Origin of the sequence: Carbonatibacter coralli, from assembly GCF_039592655.1 — a bacterium.
Classification (GTDB): Bacteria; Pseudomonadota; Alphaproteobacteria; order Kiloniellales; family Kiloniellaceae; genus Carbonatibacter; species Carbonatibacter coralli.
In genome coordinates this window covers 953,482-972,479 of sequence record NZ_JBBUTJ010000001.1, presented here as the reverse complement: position 1 = coordinate 972,479, position 18,998 = coordinate 953,482, and the positions used below count along the sequence as shown (strand labels likewise).

The window sequence follows — 18,998 nt, the reverse complement described above, 5'->3', positions numbered from 1 at the left end:
GGGAGGTGACAAGCCCAAGGACCTATTCGGCAGCGACCCGTGTTGTTTGTGCTGGTGCCCGGTAAAGGAAATAGCGTCCTTCCTGAACGCCGCCGGGCAGCGGAAGAACCTCATAACCGGGCAGATCAAGGGCCAGTCCTGAAGCAATGAGAGCGCCCGGTGCCGAGTGCAGGGCAATCAAAGGGGAAATCCAGCTCTGTGTTGCCAGATCCGTGGTTGGATCTCCCGAGCCGAGATCGCAGTGAATGAAAGCGGCCTTTTCCCTGATTCGGGGACCGCAAAACTCGAGAGTGTCGCGAATTTCGCCCAGTATCATGTGCTCGCCATCCGGAACGCAACGCGGGTTTGCACGAATGGCGCGGTCGAAGACGAAGATTTCCCGATCCGGCAGGGCTTCGCGAATGTGATCAAAGGTCCTGCCGTTGCCCAATCCCAGTTCCAGGACTGTTCCCGGCACAGATTGCACCTGTTCAATCATGAAGTTGAGAATTTCACGTTGTGCAGTAACGCGGCGTATAAAGCTGTCCAGACGACTCATGAGCCTACCTTCCGAAATCCGTTCCCCATCTTCCTGAGAAATAAGGATACCATAAGGATTTTCAAGTTTTTAGCCCTACAAGTTGTTGTGAAGTTCTGTGACTTTGGCAGACAATAAAAAAGCCCGCGCTGCTGCACGGGCTTTTTCGGGAGAGGCCGGGAGACTAGCGTTGCTTGTTCAGCAGGCGCAGGCGCAGGGCGTTGAGCTTGATGAAGCCCTCTGCATCGCGCTGGTCGTAAACGCTGTCTTCCTCGAAGGTGACATGCTCCAGGGAATAGAGTGATTTGCCGGACTCACGTCCTGTCACGATCACGTTGCCCTTGTAGAGTTGCAGGCGGACAGTGCCTTCAACGTTTTCCTGGGACTTGTCGATCAGGGCCTGAAGCATCTCACGCTCCGGGCTGAACCAGAAGCCGTTGTAGATCAGCTCTGCATAGCGCGGCATCAGGTCGTCCTTGAGGTGCATTGCACCGCGGTCAAGGGTAATGGACTCAATGGCACGGTGGGCTGCCAGAAGAACAGTTCCGCCCGGTGTTTCATAGATGCCGCGGGACTTCATGCCCACGAAGCGGTTCTCCACCAGGTCGAGGCGACCAATGCCGTTTGCTCCACCCAGCTCGTTCAGGCGGGTCAGGATTTCAGCAGGGCTCATGCGGACACCGTTGATGCCAACAGCATCGCCACGTTCGAATTCAACAGTGATTTCTGTTGCTTCATCCGGGGCGTCCATCGGGGAAACGGAACGGGAGTAAACGTGCTCACCCGGTGCAACCCACGGATCTTCCATTTCCTTGCCTTCTGCAGAAGTGTGCAGGAGGTTGGCATCGACGGAGAAGGGCGCTTCGCCGCGCTTGTCCTTTGCGATCGGAATCTGGTGCTTCTCGGCAAAGTCGATCAGGCGTGTCCGGGATGTCAGATCCCACTCGCGCCATGGCGCAATAACCTTGATGTTCGGGTTCAGGGCGTAGCAGCTCAGTTCGAAACGAACCTGGTCGTTGCCCTTGCCTGTTGCACCGTGGGCGACAGCGTCCGCACCGGTTTCCTCTGCAATCTCGATCAGACGCTTGGAGATCAGCGGGCGGGCAATGGATGTGCCCAGCAGGTAAACCCCTTCGTACAGTGCGTTGGCGCGGAACATCGGGAAGACGAAGTCGCGAACGAACTCTTCGCGGACATCTTCGATACGGATGTCCTTGACGCCCAGCATTTCCGCTTTTTTGCGTGCTGGTTCAAGCTCTTCACCCTGACCAAGATCGGCTGTGAAGGTCACGACTTCACACTGATAGGTTTCTTCCAGCCATTTGAGAATGACAGAGGTGTCCAGGCCACCGGAATAGGCCAGAACGACTTTTTTGATATCGCTCATTGCTTCGCCCTTTGCTGAGGTTGTCCGTGAGACCGCAGAGCTTTGTTCTCGACCCTTTTGAAACGTCTGGTCGGGCAGCGGTCAATTTTCTGCGGCAGAGTATAGCGCAAGTCTTCCCAAGACAAGGGGAGATAAGGGCTTGGTGGCAAAAAGGCCTAACTCTGAAAGGACGAGTGAACCAGACCGAAGGCAATGGACCACATGATGGCGGCAATGATCAGATCCAGGATGCGCCATGCTGCCGGTTTCGCAAAGAGCGGGGAGAGAAAGCGCGCACCCAGAGCCAGAGAGAAAAACCAGACGAAGGATGCGATCACCGCACCGGTGCCGAAAGCCAGAGAGGCATCCCCCTCGTGGCGTCCGCCGATCGAGCCCAGAAGAATAACAGTGTCCAGATAGACATGTGGATTGAGCAGGGAGAGGGCCAGAACAGTGACAAGGGCCTTGCCCAGTGTCAGTCCGCTTTTCTGCTGTTCTTCAATCGTCAGCTTCTCGGAGCGGAAAGCGGCACGAAAGGCCAGTGCGCCGTAAACGGTCAGAAAGCAGGCACCGCCCCAGCGGGCCAGATCCAGAAAAACCGGGTGGGAGGCAATCAGGGCTCCCATTCCGGCGATCCCCAGTGTGATGAGGATGGCGTCAATCAGGCTGCAGGTGAGGGCCAGTGGGATGTGGTGCTGGCGGAGCAGGCCCTGCTTGAGAATATAGGCATTCTGCGCACCGATGGCGATGATCAGTCCGGCACCGATTGCGAAGCCTTCGGCAAGGTTTGGCAGGAGTTGAAGGGACATTTTTGATACAGACATCCGGAAGAAGGGGGAAGAACTGAGCTCAGACTAGCCTTCCCAATTCCAAAAGTAATGCTTATAATTTTTATGTTTCATAAGAAAAACTGAATGGGGCTTTCCTGCCTTTCCTGCCTTGAACCCTGTTGAAAGGGACTGCCATGACACACCGCCCGATTGTTCTCGTTACAGGTGCCAGCAAGGGAATTGGTGCTGCTGTTGCCAAACACTTTGCGCTGGAGGGCTATGACGTCTGTGTCAACTACCACTCTGATGCCGAGGGGGCGGAAAGGGTGGTCGCAAGCTGTCGGCTTCTGGGTGCGGAAGCGGTTGCTGTTCAGGGGGATGTTGCCAGCAGGGCGGATGTCGAGCGGCTGTTCCGTTCCTGCGATGAGCAGCTGGGCACCCTGTCCTGTCTGATCAACAATGCGGGGATCATCGGCGGGAGAAGCACACTTGAGGCTCTGGATGATGAAACGCTGCATGCCGTTTTTGAAACCAATGTCTTCGGGGCCTTCTACTGTGTTCGTGAAGCCATTGCGCGCATGTCCCGCAGCAGGGGAGGCAAGGGAGGGAGCATCATCAACATTTCCTCTCTCGCATCCCTGATCGGAAGCCCCAACGAGTATGTGCACTACGCAGCCACAAAGGGAGCACTTGATACCCTGACATCGGGCGCAGGCAAGGAGCTGGCTCCCGATGGCATTCGCGTGAACGGAATCCGGGTTGGTACAACCAACACCACAATGCACGAAACCAGTGGCAATCCCGATCGCCCGGCGCAGGTGGCGCAGATGACTCCGATGGGGCGCATTGCCGATCCGTCCGATATCGCAAAGGCTGCGCTCTGGCTGGCATCCGAACAGTCCGGCTTTGTGGCCGGAACCTTTCTGACTGTGGCGGGCGGGTTGGCGCCGTGAGGTCTGTTGTTTCCTTTTTGTGGTGTAACGGGAAAGTCTGAACAATGCTGGATTACAGGAAGCTTGAAGCGCTGGTTGCGGTCATAGAGGAAGGCAGTTTTGAAGCAGCGGCATCGCGCCTTTGCGTGACACAGTCTGCGGTTTCCCAGCGAATCAGGCAGCTTGAGGAGCAGGAGCGCCAGCTGCTGGTGATCCGTGAACAGCCCTGCAGGCCGACCGGGCGGGGGCAGGTTCTTTTCCGTCACGCCCTGCAGGTCCGGCATCTCGAGCAGGCTCTTGAAAGCGATGATGCAGGGGCCGGGCTTTCGGAATGGATGACCATTCCGCTGGCTGTGAATGCTGATTCCCTGGCTTTCTGGTTTCTGAAAGGCCTTGCACCTTTCCTTCAGGACAACAGGATTTTGCTGGATCTCAAGGTTGCTGATCAGGACAGAACCGAAGAACTGATGACCTCCGGGCATGTCCTAGCCTGTCTGTCATCGCGGTCCAGATCCATTCAGGGCTGCGATATGGTTCCGCTGGGGCGCATGGTTTATCGCTGTGTCATGTCGTCTGCCTTTTCGAACAGATACGGTTTCGGGAAAGGTGAACCGGGGGAGTTTCTGAAAGAGGCTCCGGCGGTGATTTACAACAGGGATGATGACCTGCACCGCAAAGCCATGAAACAGGCAGGGCTTGAGGCTTTCTTTGCCTCTGTTCCCAAACACTGGGTGCCTGATTCCATTCAGTTCGGGGAAATGGTGCGCCGTGGGCTGGCTTACGGCATGGTCCCAGACCTTCAGCGTCACAGCTGGCCGGAAGGGGCGGAGGCCTTTGTGGAAATTGCCCCGGACACAGCCGTGGAGGTGGAGCTTTACTGGCATGTCTGGTCTCTGGCCTCTCCAAAGCTGAAGCGCCTGACGCAGGAGGTCAGGCGCTTCACGGGAGAGCTGCTGGAGCCCTGAGAACTTTCCGGGTTCAGAGATCCTTGCAGATGCGCAGCGCATCGTAGATCGCGGCGTGGGTGTTGCGTCCCGAGACAGCATCACCGATCCGGAACAGTTTGAAGGCTCCATCCGGGTTGCTGCTGACCTTCTGGGGCTGCCCCTCGATGAGGGCTTCGTAATCGACTTCCCCGAGGTTGCTCGAAAGCGGTTTCAGATCGTAGTAGAGATCTTCCAGCGGGATGATGCCGTGATTGACCACGATCTGGTCATAGCTGCGTTCCTTGCGCAGATCACTGTAGTCGGTGCCGATTGAGGCAAGCAGGCGGTTGCCGTCGCGTTTTACATCTTTCAGGCGATAGGTCACCGTGAAGGTCGTATCCAGCTCCTGAAGTGTGCGCATGTAGGGAACAAGGTTCATGGCCATGACATCCGGGGAGAAGCTGCGATCCGGGGTCATGATTTCAACTTTTGCACCGCTTTTGGCAATGACAGAGGCTGCCTGCAGGGCAGAGTGGTCACCGGCATCGTCATAGACCAGAACGTCCTGGCCGGGCTTTACATCGCCGGAAATGATATCCCAGCTGGAGACCACAAGATCATTCCCCGAGTGGAGAACCTCAGTGTCAGGCAGGCCACCGGTTGCAACAATCACGATGTCCGGATTGAAGGCTGTGACATCGGAAGCCTCGGCCCAGGTGTTGAACTGGAATTCGACATCGCGTGCTGCGCACTGTGCCATGCGCCAGTCGATGATGGAAATCATCTCGGCGCGGCGCTTGTCGGTTGCGGTCAGACGAACCTGTCCGCCGGGATCGGCTGCGGCTTCCAGCACGGTCACCTTGTGGCCGCGTTCTGCACAGACTCGTGCGGCTTCCAGTCCGCCGGGGCCTGCGCCAATGATGACGACAGACTTTTTCTCTGCTGCCGCTTCAATGGTGTGGGGCATGGTAAGTTCGCGCCCGGTGGCCGCATTGTGAATGCAAAGCGCGTCGCCGGCCTGATAGATACGGTCCAGACAGTAGGTTGCGCCAACACAGGGGCGAATATCGTCCTCGCGGCCTTCCATGATTTTTTTGACAATGTGCGGATCGGCCATGTGGGCCCGGGTCATGCCGATCATGTCGATCAGACCTTCCGCGATTGCGTGGCGGGCGGTGGCGACATCGGGGATACGTGCGGCGTGGAAGGTCGGGAAGTCGGTCTGGCGACGAATTTCGCCTGCGATGTCCAGATGTGCAGCCGAGGCCATGCCCTGAACCGGAATCACATCTGTTAGAGCGGGGTCTGTATCAATGGAACCGCGGATGACGTTCAGGAAGTCGACCATGCCTGAATTTTTCAGGCGCTTCGAGATTTCCACGCCGTCCTCGAAACTGATGCCGTTGTTTTCCAGATCGCACTCGTCGACAGTGTAGCGGACACCGACGATAAAATCGTCGCCGACGCGTTCGCGAATGGCTTCGAGAACATCGAAGGAAAAACGCAGACGGTTGTCCAGTTCATCTCCGCCATAGGGGGCGTCAAGACTGTTGGTGCGCAGGGACCAGAACTGGTCCATCAGATGACCGTAGGCCTGAAGCTCGATACCATCCAGACCTGCGGCCTTCATGCGTTCGGCCGCGTCGGCATAGTCCCGGATGATGCGCCTGATGTCCCAGTCCTCCATCTTTTTCGGGAAGGCCTTGTGGGAAGCCTCGCGACTGTGGGAGGGAGAGACAACAGGCAGCCAGTTGCCCTTGTTCCAGCCTGTGCGGCGGCCAAGGTGTGTCAGCTGGATCATCACGGCGCAATCGTGTTCGTGGCATTCATCCGCCAGTTTTTTCATCCAGGGAACAACATCGTCCTTCCAGGCGAGGATGTTGTTGAAGACGGGCGGGCTGTCTTTGGAAACCGCGGCAGAGCCGGCGGTCATGGTCATGGCAATGCCTGATTTCGCACGCTCGACATGGTAGGCGCGATAGCGGTCCTTGGGCAGGCCGTCCTCCGGGTAGGCGGGTTCATGACTGGTGGTCATGATACGGTTTTTTAGAGTCAGGTTCTTCAGTTTGAACGGCTGCAACAGAGGGTCGCGGCTGGACATTGGGCTCTCTCCTCAGGGCAGACAGGCTTGTTCCCGTCTGCCTCTTGTTTTTCCCGAACCTGTTTTGCAAGGGTCCGGGTTTGTTTCAGGCGGTATGTAACACCCTGTATTTCAGGGACCTGTGCTGTCCCCGTTGTCTTGAAATCTGGAGGATGGCTCCAGCCGGAGCCATCCAGAACGCGAACAAGGATGTCCTTGCTGCGCAAGTGGTTTTCCCGGTGAAAGGCTCAGTACCAGGAATCGGCCATGCTGTTTTTCTTGCGGTCGACAAAGTCGATCAGGGCCTCGTCAATGGAAGGATCCAGTGCAGGGGCCTCATAATTGGCCAGAATCTTCCGGAAGGCCTTGTGGGCGCGCTCCTCGCTTTGCACACTGCCGTCTTCCGACCACTGCTCGAAGGAGTTGTTGTCGCTCAGTGCGGAATCCCAGAAGGCTGTCTTGTAATGCTGCATGGTATGGGCACAGCCGATGAAGTGCTGACCGGGCTGGACTTCGTCATAGGCGTGAACGGCCAGACTGTCATCGTTGATATCGACATTGGCCAGATAGACATGCAGCGCACCGAGGAAGTCTGAATCGATCATGAATTTTTCATAGGAAACCGCCAGCGCGCTTTCAGACCAGCCCGCAGAGTGCAGGATGAAGTTCGCCCCGCAGTGGACGGCGGCCAGCATGGACATGACAGATTCCTGCATGGCCTGGGCATCGGCAACCTTGGAGGTTGTGAAGCCGCCGGAACAGCGCAGGGGCAGCTTGTTGCGACGGGCCAGCTGTCCGACGATCAGGGAACCCAGGGCAGGCTCCGGCGTGCCGAAGGTCGGGGCACCTGTGCGCAGGGACATGGAAGACAGGAAGTTTCCGTAGATGACAGGCGCGCCGGGTCGAACGAGCTGTGTGAGAGCGCAGCCCACCAGTGTTTCGGCATGGGCCTGAACGATGGCGCCGGGCAGGGTCACGGGGCCTGTTGCACCGCTGAGGATAAAGGGCACGACAACAGCGGCCTGATTGGCTGCTGCGTAGGTGCGCAGCGCGCCGGACATTGTCCCGTCAAAAACCAGAGGCGAGTTGACGTTGATGTTGCCGAGGATCACGCAGTTCTGTTCAACGGTTTCCCGACCGAAGACCAGGCGGGCCATTTCAATGGAATCCTCTGCACGTTCCGGCGCTGTGACCGAACCCATCATGGCCTTGTCGCTGTATTTGAAGTGAGCATAGACCATGTCGAGGTGACGTTTGTTCACTGGAATGTCGACGGGTTCGCAGACCGTTCCGCCGGAGTGGTGAAGCGTCGGGATGGAGTAGGCCATTTTCACGAGGTTCTGGAAATCCTCAAGCGTGCCATAGCGGCGACCCTTTTCCATGTCGCGGACAAACGGCGCGCCATAAAAGGGGGCAAAGACGATGTTGTCTTCACCGATCTCGACCGAGCGCGCCGGATTGCGGGCCAGTTGCGTGAAGCAGGATGGTGCTGTTTTGAGGATCTGGCGGATCAGGCCTTTCGGGAAGCGGACTCGGTTGCCCTTTACATCGGCACCGGCATCCTTCCAGAGCTGAAGTGCGATTTCATCATCGAAGAAATCGACTCCTGTTTCTTCCAGCAGCTTGTCGGTTGCGGCTTCAATCTTGTCGATTGCTGCGGAATCAACGGCCTCAAAGGGGGCCAGTTTGCGTTTGATATAGGGGACGGAGTTGGCTTGTGCGGTTGATTCTGCCGAATTGTCCTGGCGCTTGCTGCGGCCTCTGCGTGCGCGGGGCGCAGCAGCGTTTTCCTGACTTGTACTCATAAGTGCAATCCCTTGTGTGACCTCTGTTTGTTCTTGTGGGACAGGGATTGCTCTGTTCTTCAGAGTGGCTTGAATTTTGTTTGTGTCTTCTTGAAGCCTTTAATCCCTCAAAAACCAAGTCTAAGGCTGAAAAGACGGGCTGTAATCAGGGAAAAAATTTGCTCATGAGTTAGATGAAATAACTCATGAGCCTCAATGTCGCTATTGGTCAATCTTCCGGTTCTATCAGGAAACTCGGAGCCTGAAAAAGAGCTCAGGACAGTTCGGCCAGTTTTCTTTCTGCCGCTGTGAGTTGAGCTGTTGTTGTTTCAAGGCGTCCGGCGAGAACGCGCATGACCTCGATGCTCATATCGGGGAAATCCTTGAGCATGTTGATAAAGAGGTCCTTGGTGATTTTCAGCGTGGTCAGATCGGATGTCGCCTGAACGGAAGCCGTGCGGGGAACATCGCAAAGGATTGCAATTTCACCGACAAAATCGGAGTTGCCGACAGAAGCAACCCTGAGCGGTCCGGAGGGGGTGTCGACAATGACATCAGCCGAGCCATCAATCAGAATATAGGCCGCGTCACCTGAATCCCCCTGTTTGAACAGCATCTGTTCCGGCTTGAAGGTCAGGCGTTCACTGGTGAAGGCCAGAAGTTTCAGACGGGGGGGCTCGATATTGGAAAAGAGCGGGATATTCCTGAGGATATCGACTTCCTGTTCGATTGACATTTGCAGCTCCAGTTTCGGGTTTTTGTTGTGTCCTGTTCCTGATTTTATTCAGCGGCCAGCATGGTTGGGAGGTGGCGCCCCCTGTCCGCGAGCTCGGGATAGGGTCCGCTTTCAGCCAGACGTCCGTTTTGAATCACCAGCACATCATCGAAGTGCTTCGCCATGACCGGGCGCTGGAGTGTCCAGAAAACACCGCGCCCTTCCTGGGCTTTCAGGACGGAAACGAGAAGTTTTTCCTGTGCAATGGAATCAAGGACTGCTGCGGCTTCGTTCAGCACCAGCAGATCGGGTTTCTTGATCAGGCTGCGGCCAATTGCCAGACGCTGGCGCTGCGCGGCACTCAGCTTGCTGCCTGCGGTTCCCACATGATAGTCCAGTCCGACTTCCAGAACGGTTTTGCGCAGGCCCAGATTTTCAATGGCAGAGGAGAGTTTCTCTCCGACGATTTCCATCGCATCGGCGCGACCGTACATGATGCGGCCAAACAGGATGTTATCCTGCAGGCTGGCTGCTGCGTTGTAGCGGTCAGGGTCATAGAATTCGACAGCACCCGGGTCCTTGGCCTGTATCTTTTCTGCAAAGATCTTGCGGGCATTGATGACACGCATTTCCGCTTCGGGCGTAACAAGCCCCAGACGATGCCTCGCCTCAATGTAGTCCATGGGCAGGCACAGCAGTTTTTCGCGTTCGTCCTCGTTCAGGTCATCGAGGGACAGGCGCTCTGCCTTCTTGACGATCTGACTGAACTCGGGGAGGTCGTCGGCTTCAATGAAGCTGAACTGGGAGAAGAAAGGATGATCGGGCGGCAGATCGGTAAAGATTTCAACCATCGTCTTGGCGATCACCAGACCCCGGTCAATCATGCCATCCAGCATGCCCGCTTCCTCGAGCGTTTCCCTCATGATGGGGGCGTGGATCAGCATCTTGCCCTTGTAACGCTTGGAACGGGGCGTTCCAAACATCAGGTTTTCTGCAAGCGTCGCGCTTTTGTTGTATTGCTCGGGATCAAAGGGAACAACGAGATCGTTGGCGCCCTCGTTTGCAAGCTCTTCAGCCAGAGCGGCACGGACCTGCAGGATCGAATTGGCCTTTTCCGGTTCCGCATCGGGATCCAGACTGCCGGTCAGGCCGAACCTGTAGATGTCGTTTTCCAGATCGACAATCCGGAGGACGTCAATCAGGCGGTTGATCTCCTCTCGCTTGGAACCCATTCCAACGGCCTCGTAGTCGATCCATTCGGCGCGCGGATCATCTGTCGAGTTGCCGGTTCGCTGTGCTTCCTCCTGCTCGAAGGCATGGAGCTCCTTCTCCTCCTCGAGCGGTTCGAAAGAGGTCACGGGGTAGTTTCGCAGCCCGTAGAGCAGGTTTTCCCGGATGCTGGCCGAAAAGAGAAAGGCGTCGCTGCCAACATAGGCAATGCGCTGCCCTGTCACAGAGGTTGGCAGTCGCTCCACATTCTCGTTGGCAATTTTCAGTGTCCCGCTGCTGGCCTTGATCAGATTGGGCAGGAACATGGCGAGGAATTCCTTGCCGCTCCCCGGCGCACCGACAACGGCGACGCGCCTTGAAAGATCGAATTCGAAGGAGGTGCCGTCCAGCAGCTTGCTGCCGTTTTCGTCGACGAGGGAAAGGCTGGAGGCCTGCACACTTCCGCTCAGCGGGGTCCTGCCCTTTTCCGGATCATAGGACTGAAGCTCGGAGGCAATCAGGTCGTTGGGCTGGAACTGGTCAATAACCTGTTCGTACTTGATCTGGACATCCTGACGCTGCTGATCCCAGTTGATGAGATCCTTGATGGGCGGAGGCAGGTCCTTGTAGGCGGCAATGACGGCCACAAGGGAGCCGATATCCAGAGATCCCTGAATCACGAGGTAACCGCCCCCGGCGTAGAAAATGAAAGGCGTCACCTGTGCCAGAAAGTTGTTCAGGAACTTGACGAAGAACTTGCGCTGGTAGATTTCGTAGCGGATTTTGAAAATCACACCGAGACGGCTGCTGATTTCCGCACGTTCGAAATTCGAGGTGTTGTTGGCCTGGATAACGGTCGAACCGTCAACGATTTCGGCAATCCGTCCGGCGAGGGCACGGGCCGTCAGCTGGCGCTCGCGTCCCAGTGTCAGCAGGCGCTTGCGCAGCTTCGGGATCAGGAAGGCCTGAACCAGAACAATGGACATGGCAACCAGACCGAGCCAGAAGCTCTGGATCATGATGAAAATCATGGCCGTCAGAGCCTGGCTTCCGAGGAAAGCCGGTGTGATGAAAGCCTCGCCGATAAAACCGCCCAGAGGCTCGACCTCGTCCTTGATCATGGTTGCGATCTCGGCCTGCTTGACCTTGCGCATGTGCAGGATGGGGAAGCGGAGAACCCTGTCTGTCAGCTGAAAGCGCAGGCGTCTCAGCATGCGTTCGCCCAGCTGTCCCTTGAGCGTGTTGATCACAAACTTGAAGAGCCCGTTGACAACCACAAGGCCCAGAAAGGCGAAGCTCAGGGCAAAGAGCAAACCGAGCTGATCAAGAAGAAAACCTTCAAAAAGCAGGACTTCCTGCCCAAAGAGCGTTTCACCAAAGGGAACGCTGAACTGCATGAAGGATTGCAGGGCGCCTTCTTCCTCAAAGCCCTGACCGGATATGCCCGAGTTGACGATGCGCTTGGGAAGGTCCAGTGCCAGAAAGTAGAAAGGCAGTGATAACAAGACCAGTAACAGTGTCTTGATTTGATCAGCTTTGCTGTAACGCCAGATATATCGAAAGAGGTTCTCTTCCATACCAGAGTGATGTCCTGTCAGTTCGGCCGGAGGCAGGGAGATGATCGCCCAAATTGTTTTTCAAGGCAATCGTATTGAAGATAGTTTGCAGATCAAAAAGTTAAAGATTCCATAGAGAACCGACTATACGTTCCTGAATTGAAAAAAGCGAAATCTATTCGCTGTTCAGGTCGGAAAAGAGGCTTTTTTTGAAAGAAAAGCTTGCATGAACAGCCGCTTTTCAGCAACAAAAGGGTTCGCCTGAATTTGTCGCAAGGGGCGGGCTGATGAAGTGTGAAAGGCACCGGACAGAACAGCGGTGCAGTCAGAATTGCTTCAGTGAAGCGTTTCGTCGGGCGAGAGTTCAGAGCCGCAGGGGCGGGGAGAAGCCAGTTGGGTGATGTCAAAAAAGAGCGCGGTACGCGCGTCCTGATTTACAGCCATGATTCCTTCGGGTTGGGACATCTGCGCCGCTGCCGTGAAATCGCTCACACACTTGTAGAAGCTGATCCGGATCTTTCCGTCATCATTCTGTCAGGCTCTCCCATTATCGGGTCTTTCGGCTTTCGTTCCCGTGTGGATTTTGTCCGGATCCCCGGTGTGATCAAGCTGCGCAATGGCGATTACACCTCCCTGAATCTGCACATTGATATTGAGGAAACCCTTGCGATTCGATCCTCAATCATCCTGCACACCGCAGAATTCTATGATCCTGACCTCTTCATCGTGGACAAGGAACCCCTCGGTCTGCGCGGTGAGGTCGAGGATACTCTCAAGTTCCTCAAGAAACGCGGCACACCCTGCATTCTGGGTCTGCGCGATGTCATGGATGATCCGGAGCTTCTGGCCCAGGAATGGGAGCGCAAGCACACGGCGCCGGCGCTGGAGGAATACTACGACGATATCTGGGTCTATGGCCTGCCGGAGGTCTGCAATCCGCTTGACGGGATCACCCTTTCGGAGCGCGTGACGGAAAAGATGTCCTACACGGGGTATCTGCGCCGCACCAGCGAGGGCGCCGGCGACATGAAGCCCGTGCTTGAGAAGATTGCCGAGGATGAACCCTATCTTCTTGTGACCGTTGGCGGTGGTGGAGATGGCGAAAACATCATCGACTGGGTTTTGCGGGCCTACGAGGAAGACAAGACGCTGCCCTATCCGGCGCTGATTGTACTCGGTCCTTTCATGGGCAGTGAACTTCAGTACGATTTCCTGCGACGGGTCAGCAATCTGGACAATGTCGAGGCGCTGACCTTTGATGCGCAGATGGAAAGTCTGGTCAAGGGCGCTGTCGGCGTTGTCGGAATGGGGGGATACAATACCTTCTGCGAGGTTCTTTCTTTTGACAAGCGCGCGCTGATCGTGCCGCGGACGGTTCCGCGGATGGAACAGTTTATCCGCGCCAGCCGGGCGCAGGATATGGGCCTGCTGACCATGCTTGAATACCACGAGGATGCCCCGGCGCAGGAGATGGCGTCAGCCCTTCATCATCTTTCAAAACAGCCAAAGCCCTCGGAGGCCTTTGTGGAAGGGCTTCTGGACGGCCAGAGCAATGTCATCCGCCTTGCACAAAAATGGTTTCGCCATCGCAGGGAAGTCAGAACAGAGTGCTCCAGCGTGACTGAAGCAAAGATCACACCGCTGCGTCAGCACAGAATGTCCTGAATTCAAGAAGTTTCCGGTTTTATGTCCCAGACAATCTCTGTTGTTCTCAAAGGCTATCCCCGCCTGTCCGAAACCTTTATCGCGCAGGAACTGCTGGCGCTGGAACGGCAGGGCTTTGACTTGCGGCTGGTCTCCCTGAGACATCCAACCGACAAGAGCACCCATCCGATCCACCAGGAAATCCGTGCACCGGTCAGCTATCTGCCGGAGTATCTCTATCAGGAACCCCTGCGCGTGCTGAAAAGCTGGTGGAAAGCCCGTCGTCTGCCCGGCTATTCAAAGGCCCTGAAGACCTTTTTCAAGGACCTTCGGCGGGATATCACGCCCAATCGTGTTCGGCGCTTCGGGCAGGCCTGTGTGATGGCTGCAGAACTTCCTTCCGGGGTTGACTGGATCTATTCCCATTTCCTGCACACGCCCTCTTCGGTGGCGCGGTACTGTTCTCTCATGACAGGGCATCGCTGGTCGGCCTCGGCCCACGCCAAGGATATCTGGACCTCCCCCGAGTGGGAACTGCGCGAAAAGCTGGATGACATTCAGTGGCTGGCCACCTGCACCTCTTTCAACGTCCATCATCTGCGGGGACTGGCCGCGGAGCCGGACAAGGTTGATCTCGTCTATCACGGTCTGGATTTCAACCGTTTCGACAGGGAACAGGCCGCTGTTGTGGCAGACGGAGCGGAACAGCCGGACAAGGGGCCCGTTGTCATTCTGTCGGTCGGCCGCGCCGTTCCGAAGAAGGGTTATGATCTGATCCTCAAGGCCCTTGCGCAACTGCCGGCAGAGCTCGACTGGCGCTTTGTTCACATCGGCGGGGGAAGCCTGAGCAAAAGCCTGATGGCGCAGGCAGAAGAACTGGGTTTGCAGGACAGGATTGACTGGATGGGCGCACAGTCCCAACAGACAGTTTTGGCGCAATACCGATCTTCTGATATATTTGTTTTGGCGAGCAGAATCACGGAAGATGGTGATCGTGACGGATTGCCGAATGTTCTGATGGAAGCACAAAGTCAAGGACTGGCCTGTCTCGCGACTGAAATCTCCGCCATCCCGGAGCTTCTGGTCGAAGGGGAAACAGGTCTGATGGTTCCGCCGGAGGATCCCGAGCGTCTTGCCGGGGCGCTGGAACGGCTGGTGCGATCCCGGGAACTGAGAAACCGACTGGGTTCTGCAGGGCAGAAACGGGTGCGTGCCGAGTTCACGATGGACAGGGGTATTGCCCGACTGGTGGAACGTTTTAATGGATAAGGGATGGTATGCGGATTGCTTTCTATGCACCTCTGAAACCCCCGCATCACGCCAATCCTTCTGGTGACCGCTACCTTGCCCGCCTGCTGATTCGTGCCATGGAAGAGGCCGGTCACGAGGTTGAGCTGGCGGCCTCCCTGCGCAGCCGTGATTCCGGTGGTGATGTCCTTCGTCAGAAACGGCTGGACAGGATCGGCCGGAAACTGGCGGAACGTTACGTGCGCAGACTGGAAAACCGCCCGGACAGCGAGCGTCCTGACCTCTGGTTTACCTATCATCTCTATTACAAGGCGGTGGACTGGATTGGGCCGCATGTCTGCCGGGCTCTCGAGATTCCCTATGTCGTGGCAGAAGCGTCTGTTGCCCACAAACGCGTGGGCGGCCCCTGGGACTACAGCCACTGGGCCCTTCTGGATGCCCTGAACCTTGTCGAGGGTGTTGTGACGCTGAACCCTCATGATGCAGGCTGCATTCCCGATCACGTCCCCTCGTGGCATCTGCCGCCCTTTATTCCCTCCGGTCTTTTTTCCGGAGCTGCCGATCAGGTTATGGAAAACCGGAAAACCATAACCGGACGTTATAATCTCAGAAGTGATCGCCCTATTATGGCCTGCGTTGCGATGATGCGCCCCGGTGACAAGCTTGAATCCTACCGGGCGCTCTCGGCTGCCTTGCGGGGAATGCCGGACTTGCAATGGCAGCTGCTGGTTATCGGCGACGGACAGGCCCGCTCCGATGTCGAGGAGGCTTTTCGCTGGGCCGGACAGGACAAGGTTGTCTTTACCGGGCGCCTTGAACAGGCAGAGCTGGCCCAGACCCTTTCGGCCTGTGACCTCTATGTCTGGCCTGCAATCCGCGAGGCCTTTGGCATGGCCTTTCTGGAGGCCCAGGCCGCCGGTCTGCCTGTTGTTGCCGGAAATGCAGGCGGGGTTTCCTCTGTGGTTGCGGACAATGCAACCGGGATCCTGACGACAGAGGGGGATGTTGCCGGATTTGCCTCTGCTGTCCGGCTGCTGCTGACGACACCGGCAAAGCGTCGCGGCTATGCAGAAGCGGCACGGCAGCGCATTGCGTCGCATCACGATCTGACCGTCGGAGCACAGCGTCTGGATGCGATTTTAACGGCTGCACGGCGGAATTATGTTGCACCGGGGCTCCCCCTGTTTGATTTTGCGCACAGTCCAACCCGAAACAGGCCTGATGAATGACCGAGAGCAATTCTCCCCGCAAGATTGACGTCTTTTTCTATGTTCAGCATCTGCTGGGCATCGGCCATCAGAAACGGGCTGCGACGCTGACGCGTGCCATGGAGCGCGCGGGGTTGAAGGTGGCCTTCGTCTCGGGGGGACAGGAGGTGCCCGGACTGGACTGGGGAACGGCCGATTTCTTCCAGCTTCCTCCGCTCAAGGCGGACGGGATTCACTTCACCGCGCTGCTGACAGAGGAGGGGCTTGAAGCCGATGAGGTTTTCAAACAGGCCAGAACAGCCCGGTTGCTTGCGCTTTACGAACAGCTTCAGCCGCGTCTGGTCCTGCTGGAGATGTACCCCTTTGGTCGCCGGCAGATGCGCTTTGAGCTTCTTCCCCTGCTGGAGGCCGCAAAGGCGTCTGCGGTCAGGCCGCTGATTGTCTCGTCTGTCCGTGATATTCTGGTCAAGGTTCCCAAGCCCTCACGGCTGGAGGAAATGCTGTCTCTTGTCCGGGAGTCCTTTGATTCCGTTCTGATTCACGGCGATCCGGAGCTGATCCCCTTCGATCGCACCTTCGAGCCTGCCCGGGAAATTGAAAGCTGGCTGTCCTACACAGGCTATGTGGTGGACGAAAAGGTTGATGAAGCGGCAACCACCTCTGATGGCAGGGATGAAGTCCTTGTTTCAACAGGCGGCGGGGCTGTGAGTGAACGCCTTGTCAGTGCAGCGCTGGAGGCCTGCCGGCTGGCGAGGCAGAAGGGGTCGGTTCTGGCACGCAAAAACTGGCGGCTCCTTGTCGGGCACAGCCTTCCCGAAGCGCGTTTTCGGGCCTTTGTTGAAACTGCAGAACAGCTGGGGGCTTCTGTCGTTGTGGAGCGATCCCGTGCGGACTTTACCTCTCTCCTGAAGCACTGTGCTGTGTCCCTGTCACAGGGCGGGTACAACACCATCATGGAAACCCTGCGTGCCGGATGCCCGCGGGTTGTTGTTCCCTACTCCGGAGGGCTTGAAACGGAACAGACCCTGCGCGCGGCCCTGCTGGCAGAAAGCGGAGCCCTGATCAATCTGGACGAGGAAACCCTGAGCGGAAAGATCGTTCTGGACGCGCTGGAACAGGCGCTTGCTGTCCCGCAGACACCTCCGGAAGAGCTGAACACCTCCGGCGCGGAAACAACGGCTCGCCTGCTGCAGGAGCTTCTGGACAGGGCCGGGGCGAGATGACGGTGAGACTTCTGGTTCTGCGCCATGGCCCCACGGTCTGGAATGCAGAAAAGCGTTTGCAGGGACAGAGTGATATTCCCCTGTCCGAGGCGGGTCGTGTTCGTGTGGCCCAGTGGGATCTTTCAACAGTCGGGCACGCGCTTGAAAGCTGGAGCTGGTTCGCAAGTCCGCTTTCCCGGGCCAGCGAGACAGCCATGATCCTGAGTGCGAAGCTGCCTGAAGTTCCCGTTGTCTGCAGTGAACCCCTTGCAAGGGAGATGTCATGGGGCAGCTGGGAGGGCGAGCGTTTGCCGGATCTCAGGGAAAGGCTGGGCGAGGAGATGCGCCGGATGGAACGTCTGGGGCTTGATTTCTGTCCTCCGCAAGGTGAAAGCCCCCGCGATGTGCAAAGGCGGATCATGCCGTTTCTGGAAAGGGTGGCCCGTGTCGGAACCCCGGGTGTCCTGGTGGCTCACAAGGGTATTCTCCGGGCGCTCTATGCCCTTGCGACAGGCTGGGACATGGTCGGAAAACCGCCCGAGAAGCTTCACAATGACACGGCGCATCTTTTCAGGCTGTCGCGCTATGATGGTCAGGGCGTCAGGCTGGAGCCGGACAGGTTGAACATTCCCCTGATGGAAAGGGAAAGCCGTGAGTAATCCGCAGCAGAACAGTGATGTTCTCATCTATGTGCAGCACTTGCTGGGAATTGGGCATCTGAGACGGGCTGTTGCCCTGAGCAACGCCCTTGTCGCCAGTGGCTTGAAGGTTACCTTTGTCAGCGGTGGCTTCCCTGTACCGGGGCTTGAGCCGGAAGGAGCGGATTTCATCCAGCTTCCGCCGGTGCGTGTGGAGGGTGAAAATTTCCGCGTCCTGATCGGGGAAGACGGGCAGGAGGTGGACGAGGCCTTTCGTGCCGGGCGCCGGGCGCAGCTGCTGAAGCTTCTGGAGCACTGCAGACCGGCCGCCCTTCTGACCGAGATGTTTCCCTTTGGTCGCCGGCAGATGCGGTTCGAGCTCGATCCTCTGGTTGCCGCAGCCAGGGATGCAGGAGTGCTTGTGATTTCATCCATCCGGGATGTCCTGACCACACACAAGACACCTGGAAAGGGAGAATGGATTCTGGAGAAGGTGCAAGGGGAATACGATGCTGTTCTGGTGCATGGCGATCCTGCCTTTATCCGGCTGGAAGAGTCCTTTCCCCTTGCCGTTCACATTCCGGAGAAGCTCCACTACACAGGGTATGTTTTGTCAGAAACCGAGGCCGTTTCGGGTCCGGTGGAGCAGGACAGACGCGAGGGTGTTCTGGTGTCTGCCGGAGGAGGTGCGGTTGCAGAGCCTCTGATCGCGGCGGTTCTGGAGCTGAGCTGTCACCCGGATTTGCCCGATGACTTCAAACCGGACAACTGCCCCTGGCGCATTTTGCTCGGGCCAAACCTTTCTGAAGAAAGCTTCGCCGCTTTCGCGAAGGCTGCTTCGGCAGGGGTCGAGATCGAACGGAACCGCTCCGATTTTACAACACTTCTGGGCAGGGCAAGGCTCTCCATTTCCCAGGCAGGCTACAACACCATCATGGAGACACTCCAGGCGCAGACAGAGGCTATTGTCGTCCCGTTCCATGCCGATACACAGAGTGAGCAGACCACCCGGGCTGAAAAGCTTGCAGAGCGCGGACTCCTGTCTGTTGTTTCAGAGAAGGAACTCTCTGCAAACAGTCTGCTGGAAGCTCTGAAGAGACGAAAAAGAGTGCCCGGACTTTCATTAAAGGTGGATGGCGCCAGGGAGTCGGCCCATATTATAGGGCAATTGCTGGACAGGGGCTGAACAGGGACAGGGACGGA

At 57.2% G+C, this 18,998-nt stretch carries 15 protein-coding genes; 8 read left to right on the top strand and 7 right to left on the bottom strand.

The genetic code is table 11. The features are described from left to right. Positions 1 to 22: 22 nt before the first annotated feature. The 3 genes from AAAH10_RS04460 to AAAH10_RS04450 all read right to left on the bottom strand — a co-directional run bounded on the left by AAAH10_RS04460 (position 23) and on the right by AAAH10_RS04450 (position 2,692). Positions 23 to 538 carry a class I SAM-dependent methyltransferase gene (locus tag AAAH10_RS04460; protein WP_343560937.1) on the bottom strand — a complete coding sequence of 172 codons (516 nt, stop codon included), beginning with the start codon at positions 536 to 538 and terminating at the stop codon, positions 23 to 25. 163 nt (positions 539 to 701) lie between these two features. Then, on the bottom strand, positions 702 to 1,904 hold the full coding sequence (locus AAAH10_RS04455; RefSeq protein ID WP_343560935.1) for an argininosuccinate synthase: 1,203 nt from the start codon (positions 1,902 to 1,904) through the stop codon (positions 702 to 704). Positions 1,905 to 2,059: 155 nt separating this feature from the next. Next, positions 2,060 to 2,692, bottom strand: a complete 633-nt coding sequence (locus AAAH10_RS04450) for a LysE/ArgO family amino acid transporter (RefSeq protein ID WP_343560933.1) — start codon at positions 2,690 to 2,692, stop codon at positions 2,060 to 2,062. Positions 2,693 to 2,847: 155 nt separating this feature from the next. Between AAAH10_RS04450 and AAAH10_RS04445 the strand changes: the two genes are divergently transcribed. Beyond that, positions 2,848 to 3,606, top strand: coding sequence for an SDR family oxidoreductase (locus tag AAAH10_RS04445; protein ID WP_343560931.1), 759 nt, complete (start codon positions 2,848 to 2,850; stop codon positions 3,604 to 3,606). 44 nt (positions 3,607 to 3,650) lie between these two features. Beyond that, entirely contained in the window at positions 3,651 to 4,550 is a 900-nt protein-coding gene (locus AAAH10_RS04440; protein WP_343560929.1) for a LysR family transcriptional regulator ArgP, read from the top strand. Between the two features lie 13 nt (positions 4,551 to 4,563). On the opposite strand, the gene AAAH10_RS04435 is transcribed toward AAAH10_RS04440, so the two are convergent. The 4 genes from AAAH10_RS04435 to AAAH10_RS04420 form a co-directional block, all read right to left on the bottom strand. Then, positions 4,564 to 6,612, bottom strand: coding sequence for an oxidoreductase (locus AAAH10_RS04435; protein ID WP_343560928.1), 2,049 nt, complete (start codon positions 6,610 to 6,612; stop codon positions 4,564 to 4,566). Between the two features lie 227 nt (positions 6,613 to 6,839). After that, positions 6,840 to 8,396, bottom strand: coding sequence for a trimethylamine methyltransferase family protein (locus AAAH10_RS04430; RefSeq protein WP_343560926.1), 1,557 nt, complete (start codon positions 8,394 to 8,396; stop codon positions 6,840 to 6,842). 253 nt (positions 8,397 to 8,649) lie between these two features. Then, positions 8,650 to 9,111, bottom strand: coding sequence for a cyclic nucleotide-binding domain-containing protein (locus tag AAAH10_RS04425; protein ID WP_343560923.1), 462 nt, complete (start codon positions 9,109 to 9,111; stop codon positions 8,650 to 8,652). A gap of 44 nt (positions 9,112 to 9,155) precedes the next feature. Continuing rightward, positions 9,156 to 11,876 carry an ATP-binding cassette domain-containing protein gene (locus tag AAAH10_RS04420; RefSeq protein WP_343560921.1) on the bottom strand — a complete coding sequence of 907 codons (2,721 nt, stop codon included), beginning with the start codon at positions 11,874 to 11,876 and terminating at the stop codon, positions 9,156 to 9,158. A gap of 318 nt (positions 11,877 to 12,194) precedes the next feature. Between AAAH10_RS04420 and AAAH10_RS04415 the strand changes: the two genes are divergently transcribed. From AAAH10_RS04415 to AAAH10_RS04390, 6 genes are read left to right on the top strand one after another with little or no spacing between them, the layout of a single operon-like run. Then, positions 12,195 to 13,520: a glycosyltransferase family protein gene (locus tag AAAH10_RS04415; RefSeq protein WP_343560919.1), complete on the top strand. Its 1,326-nt coding sequence runs from the start codon at positions 12,195 to 12,197 to the stop codon at positions 13,518 to 13,520. Positions 13,521 to 13,541: 21 nt separating this feature from the next. After that, positions 13,542 to 14,768, top strand: a complete 1,227-nt coding sequence (locus AAAH10_RS04410) for a glycosyltransferase family 4 protein (protein WP_343560917.1) — start codon at positions 13,542 to 13,544, stop codon at positions 14,766 to 14,768. 8 nt (positions 14,769 to 14,776) lie between these two features. Beyond that, positions 14,777 to 15,976, top strand: coding sequence for a glycosyltransferase family 4 protein (locus tag AAAH10_RS04405; protein WP_343560915.1), 1,200 nt, complete (start codon positions 14,777 to 14,779; stop codon positions 15,974 to 15,976). Then, the gene (locus AAAH10_RS04400; RefSeq protein WP_343560913.1) at positions 15,973 to 17,178 is read left to right on the top strand and encodes a glycosyltransferase family protein; all 1,206 of its coding nucleotides are present in this window, start codon (positions 15,973 to 15,975) and stop codon (positions 17,176 to 17,178) included. Before AAAH10_RS04405 ends, AAAH10_RS04400 begins: the two co-directional genes overlap by 4 nt. Beyond that, entirely contained in the window at positions 17,175 to 17,816 is a 642-nt protein-coding gene (locus AAAH10_RS04395; RefSeq protein WP_343560911.1) for a histidine phosphatase family protein, read from the top strand. The genes AAAH10_RS04400 and AAAH10_RS04395 overlap by 4 nt, the downstream gene beginning before the upstream one ends. Next, entirely contained in the window at positions 17,809 to 18,981 is a 1,173-nt protein-coding gene (locus tag AAAH10_RS04390) for a glycosyltransferase family protein (RefSeq protein WP_343560909.1), read from the top strand. Before AAAH10_RS04395 ends, AAAH10_RS04390 begins: the two co-directional genes overlap by 8 nt. Positions 18,982 to 18,998 lie beyond the last annotated feature (17 nt).

What these genes read in the sequence shown, in the direction of transcription:
- AAAH10_RS04420 (WP_343560921.1), bottom strand. Translation starts at nt 11,876, where the DNA reads ATGGAAGAGAACCTCTTTCGATATATCTGGCGTTACAGCAAAGCTGAT.
- AAAH10_RS04430 (WP_343560926.1), bottom strand. Translation starts at nt 8,396, where the DNA reads ATGAGTACAAGTCAGGAAAACGCTGCTGCGCCCCGCGCACGCAGAGGC.
- AAAH10_RS04425 (WP_343560923.1), bottom strand. Translation starts at nt 9,111, where the DNA reads ATGTCAATCGAACAGGAAGTCGATATCCTCAGGAATATCCCGCTCTTT.
- AAAH10_RS04440 (WP_343560929.1), top strand. Translation starts at nt 3,651, where the DNA reads ATGCTGGATTACAGGAAGCTTGAAGCGCTGGTTGCGGTCATAGAGGAA.
- AAAH10_RS04445 (WP_343560931.1), top strand. Translation starts at nt 2,848, where the DNA reads ATGACACACCGCCCGATTGTTCTCGTTACAGGTGCCAGCAAGGGAATT.
- AAAH10_RS04455 (WP_343560935.1), bottom strand. Translation starts at nt 1,904, where the DNA reads ATGAGCGATATCAAAAAAGTCGTTCTGGCCTATTCCGGTGGCCTGGAC.
- AAAH10_RS04405 (WP_343560915.1), top strand. Translation starts at nt 14,777, where the DNA reads ATGCGGATTGCTTTCTATGCACCTCTGAAACCCCCGCATCACGCCAAT.
- AAAH10_RS04460 (WP_343560937.1), bottom strand. Translation starts at nt 538, where the DNA reads ATGAGTCGTCTGGACAGCTTTATACGCCGCGTTACTGCACAACGTGAA.
- AAAH10_RS04395 (WP_343560911.1), top strand. Translation starts at nt 17,175, where the DNA reads ATGACGGTGAGACTTCTGGTTCTGCGCCATGGCCCCACGGTCTGGAAT.
- AAAH10_RS04450 (WP_343560933.1), bottom strand. Translation starts at nt 2,692, where the DNA reads ATGTCCCTTCAACTCCTGCCAAACCTTGCCGAAGGCTTCGCAATCGGT.
- AAAH10_RS04400 (WP_343560913.1), top strand. Translation starts at nt 15,973, where the DNA reads ATGACCGAGAGCAATTCTCCCCGCAAGATTGACGTCTTTTTCTATGTT.
- AAAH10_RS04410 (WP_343560917.1), top strand. Translation starts at nt 13,542, where the DNA reads ATGTCCCAGACAATCTCTGTTGTTCTCAAAGGCTATCCCCGCCTGTCC.
- AAAH10_RS04435 (WP_343560928.1), bottom strand. Translation starts at nt 6,612, where the DNA reads ATGTCCAGCCGCGACCCTCTGTTGCAGCCGTTCAAACTGAAGAACCTG.